Annotated in this window: 4 protein-coding genes and 1 pseudogene; 1 reads left to right on the top strand and 4 read right to left on the bottom strand. The window is 47.3% G+C overall.

What is annotated here, in order from left to right:
• Positions 1–406, top strand: a pseudogene (locus tag FD07_RS12460) (DUF998 domain-containing protein); the annotation flags it as partial.
• A gap of 78 nt (positions 407–484) precedes the next feature.
• Here the strand turns inward: FD07_RS12460 and FD07_RS11640 are convergent.
• The 4 genes from FD07_RS11640 to FD07_RS11625 all read right to left on the bottom strand — a co-directional run bounded on the left by FD07_RS11640 (position 485) and on the right by FD07_RS11625 (position 3,782).
• Entirely contained in the window at positions 485–1,021 is a 537-nt protein-coding gene (locus tag FD07_RS11640) for a hypothetical protein (protein WP_020090483.1), read from the bottom strand.
• 120 nt (positions 1,022–1,141) lie between these two features.
• Positions 1,142–1,483, bottom strand: coding sequence for an aggregation-promoting factor C-terminal-like domain-containing protein (locus FD07_RS11635; RefSeq protein ID WP_020090482.1), 342 nt, complete (start codon positions 1,481–1,483; stop codon positions 1,142–1,144).
• Positions 1,484–1,876: 393 nt separating this feature from the next.
• Positions 1,877–2,704 (bottom strand): undecaprenyl-diphosphate phosphatase, encoded by an 828-nt coding sequence (locus FD07_RS11630; RefSeq protein WP_020090481.1) that lies wholly within the window; start codon positions 2,702–2,704, stop codon positions 1,877–1,879.
• A gap of 166 nt (positions 2,705–2,870) precedes the next feature.
• The gene (locus FD07_RS11625; protein ID WP_020090480.1) at positions 2,871–3,782 is read right to left on the bottom strand and encodes a hypothetical protein; all 912 of its coding nucleotides are present in this window, start codon (positions 3,780–3,782) and stop codon (positions 2,871–2,873) included.
• Positions 3,783–3,982: the final 200 nt, after the last annotated feature.

The following is a 3,982-nucleotide window of genomic DNA, read 5'->3' as shown; positions in this document are numbered from 1 at the left end:
GTCTCAAATATTGACTTCAATCCAGTTAACGTTATTGCGTGTCTTACTGACGCTGACAGCTCTGAACCTGGGGCTAGTGGGAGTCTTTCCTAACAACGTTTCCTCGCACATGTTGCATGATCAAGTGGCGAGCTTCTTGATTTACTGTGTTATTGCCCTGATTATTGGCGTCCGGTGGCTACTGCCTCAGATTACCAAGGAGTTTTTGTATCTTTCCTACGGTGTCGGGGTGGCCCTAGTTGTTGCGGAAGTCATGTTTCGTGGCATCGGGTACTTTTCCCTAACGGCGTTTGAAATGATTGCCTTCGTGATGGCGTTTGGTTGGCTACTCATGCTGTTAGACCGCATCGAATCGCTGATCAACGTCGGAACTGAGAGTGAAATTCTGGCAAATTTAGAAGATTGAATACGGAGAGTCTGGGATAAAATCCTAGACTCTTTTTTAGGTGAATTTTATGGCTGAAAAGTCAGCCAGTTCTGCGTGCTATTTATGGGTGACGACGCTCAGCCGTTGGGGCATGGCACGAACCTTAGCGGCAGCGTGATCGGTATTGATCTGTTTTACAATTTCCGTCAAGCTCGCGGTCTTAGTCTGATCCTTGCGGAAGGAGTGGACAATCATGCTGTCATATAAGACGTGCTGGCTGTCCTTAAAGCGAAACCAATTTGGTGCGAGGTTCTTGGCACTGTCCTGAATATGTTGGTCAGGCCACACCAGATACTTAGTTTGGCCGTTGCGCGGGTAAATCTCGACTTGCCAACCTAGCTTGAAGTCGGAGACCTCTTGCCAGCGCTGAAGCTTGGAATGCTTAACCGCAAAGTAGATGATGCTACTGTAGGTGAGGGCTTTACTGTGTTGTAGGTCGTTGCGCGTCAATTTGGGCACAGTTGGTTTCTTGGACGGACGCTTAGCAGTGGTCGTGGCAGTTTGTGCAGGCCGGGCTGCGGTCAAGTGGGGAACCACTAATAAACCGGCACCGACGAGTAGAAGGAGCAAGGCTAGACTGATGATTTTTTTCATAGAGACCATTCTTTCATCAATTTTTGGGTAAAAAAATGGCGGTTAAACACCTTGTGGGTCTAACTGCCATTATGGTAAATATTTATGTAATTGAAACTGCCGTTAAGCAGATTCGCTGGTTTAGTACCAGTGATGGCTTTGCCAGAAACGCTTGGCCTTGGTCCATGACCCGTAGCGATTGTTGACGTACTTGTTGGCGGTCTTTTCTTGGTTTGCAGGGGAGTAGTCACCATGCAGGTAAGACTTCAGTAACTGGTAACGACCGTAACAACGACCATTGCGGGCAGAGTAGTTAAAACTAGACTCGCGCTTAGCAACCCAGTTCTTGGCAGCTTTTTGCTTTTTTGACAGGCCGGCGTTGATCTTAGCAATCTTCTTGGCCTGACTAGCAGACACACGAGTAGAAGCCTGAGCAGTAGTTGTTTGTTCAGGAACTAAGCTGGATGTAACATCGGTCACCATGCCGAAGGAAAATCCAAATAAAAGTAAAAGTGTTGCAAATTTAGTTGTAAGTTTTGATTTCGACATTTTTTTAAATCTATCCAATCTGTTTTCTTAATACTTAACAGCATACCTGAGAAATATTGCAGTTTAGTTACTGTGTAGTTAAAAGCCCGTCACATTTGATTGCAGATTGTTGCAAATAGAGAATAATTGCCCGTAATCTCATCATTTAATGTGTATAACGTGGCTGAAAACGCTTAATGCGATTGGATTGTGGTGATGACTCACCAAGGCCGTTGATTAATGTCATGTTGAAATATGTGTGCGTAAGGAGAAACGGAATCAGTAACTATGACGCTCAGTTTATACGCTTTGTGGATATGATTTTCGGAATATTAATGTGGGTGGTGGTTAATGCAAAAGGCCAAAGTAGGTAATGACCACGGCGCCCAACACAATGCGGTACCAGCCGAATAGCTTAAAGTCGTTGTTGCGAATGTAGTGAAGTAGAAACTTAATGGCGAGGTAGGCCACGGCGAAGGATACGATGACCCCCGTCAGCAGGACGATGATTTGGCTCCCAGTAAACGTGTTTCCGTGAAGGAAGTACTTGAGGACTTTCAATAACGATGCCCCGAACATCGTGGGGATGGCCAGGAAAAAGGAGAATTCCGTGGCCACGAAGCGTGAGGTGCCAATCAAGATGGCGCCTAGAATGGTGGCACCAGAGCGTGAGGTGCCGGGAACCATCGACAGAATTTGGAAGATCCCAATGAAAACAGCGAGTTTGATCGGAAGCTGATTCAAGTCGGTGAAGCGCGGCCGTTTGGTCCGGTTATAATTTTCAATCACGATGAATAGCAGTCCGTAGATAATGAGGGTGGCCGCAATCACTTGCCAGCTCGTCAGGTGGTCTTCCATCCAGTCGTTTAGGGGAAGCCCCACGATGACCGAGGGGAGCACAGCGATGATGACTTTAGCCCACAGCGTCCATGTTTGGCGGCGTTCTAGTACTGATTTACTAGGCGCCCAGGGATTGAGCTTAGTAAAATACAGGACGACGACCGCCATGATGGCGCCCAGTTGGATGACTACCATGAACATGTTGATGAAGGCGGTCGATTCGTTTAATTTTACGAATTCATCGGCTAAGTAGAGGTGCCCCGTCGAACTAATGGGAAGAAATTCGGTAATCCCTTCAATAATGCCAAGGATGGCTGCTTTAAGTATGTCTAACACGATTGGTCTCCTTTTCCACTTGAAATTATGTTTTGTTGAGAGCGTACGGCAAGCTCAAGTGTACCTAACGCTTGTAAAGACTGAATGTTGGTTAGGTAAAGAGTGTGTAAATGCAAAAAAAATCGGATCAGCTCCGAGGAGTTGATCCGTATAATCAAGTCTTAAATTAGTTGTTCTCCGATGCAAGGCCGGTCAGTGCCGCTAACTTACGGTAGGCAAAGACTGCCCCCAGGAAGTAACAGGCAGCGATAGTCGCCGCAATCGGTAAGGTGTGGAACATATTTGCCGGGAGCACCAACGCTAGTAGTGGAAAGGCGTAAGCGGCTGGTAGCTTGATCCGCAGCAGCTGCAGCAGGATGAAGACCAAGGGTAGCGTGATTAACGCAGATAGGAGCCACGAGGCGATGACCAAGTGGACCAAAACGCCGATCGTCGCAGCGCCGCTCAGGGCAACAATCTGTTGTAGAGCCAATCTACCGCTGTAACTTGGCAATTGGGAAGCCTCAAAGAAGACGACCAGAACCGGTGGAATCCCTGCCATTTGCGGATAGCCGGCGACCCAAACGGCACCGACCCAGATAGCCGCGGCCAGCACGAAGCCCAGCATGTGTTGGTAGTGTAGCGGCTTACCAGCGGGCAGACCCTTGTAGTGTCCTTGAAGGAGGACCCCAATCATCAGCGTCAGCGTAAACGCGAAGATGGCTAGGATGAATGACCAATGTGTTGCGTTGATAATAATTGGCAGCAGTCCAGTTGCAAAGGATGGGGCCAATGTAGAACGTAGCACGTTGAGCAGTAAGAGAATCAACAAGAGTGTGATGCCAACCTTTTCGGGATAGCTGATTGGCAGTTGATTGACGACAAAGCCAATCACTGCCGTTCCAGATGGTGCCAGGAAAATCTTGAAGGGTTGACTGACCCAGGTTGGGGTGTGGTAGATCCACATACCGGTCGTGAGTGCGCCGATCTCTGGGAGAATAATTTCGTAATCGTGAAGCCAAGTAGCGATTCCGACCATGATCAAGACTAGGGCAAACCCAATCAAGTAGTCGCGGACATCGCGTTTCGTGAGTGACATTGCGGGAACCTCCTTTGTTTGAATTTTTTCATAAATTCCGTTCGTGACACAGCAAAATTGATTGTAACACGTTTCAAAAAAATATTCAGGTATGAAAAATCACTGAAAACGGTGCCAATACCGATTTTAGGGAAGATTACAACTTGATGTCATTTCAACTCGATTTATTCTAAGCGGCAAATTACAAGTTTAATCCGAAC

Source organism: Levilactobacillus parabrevis ATCC 53295 (assembly GCF_001434055.1).
GTDB lineage: Bacteria > Bacillota > Bacilli > Lactobacillales > Lactobacillaceae > Levilactobacillus > Levilactobacillus parabrevis.
This window is presented reverse-complemented; position numbering and strand designations above follow the sequence as displayed.

What these genes read in the sequence shown, in the direction of transcription:
- FD07_RS11625 (WP_020090480.1), bottom strand. Translation starts at nt 3,782, where the DNA reads ATGTCACTCACGAAACGCGATGTCCGCGACTACTTGATTGGGTTTGCC.
- FD07_RS11635 (WP_020090482.1), bottom strand. Translation starts at nt 1,483, where the DNA reads ATGGTGACCGATGTTACATCCAGCTTAGTTCCTGAACAAACAACTACT.
- FD07_RS11640 (WP_020090483.1), bottom strand. Translation starts at nt 1,021, where the DNA reads ATGAAAAAAATCATCAGTCTAGCCTTGCTCCTTCTACTCGTCGGTGCC.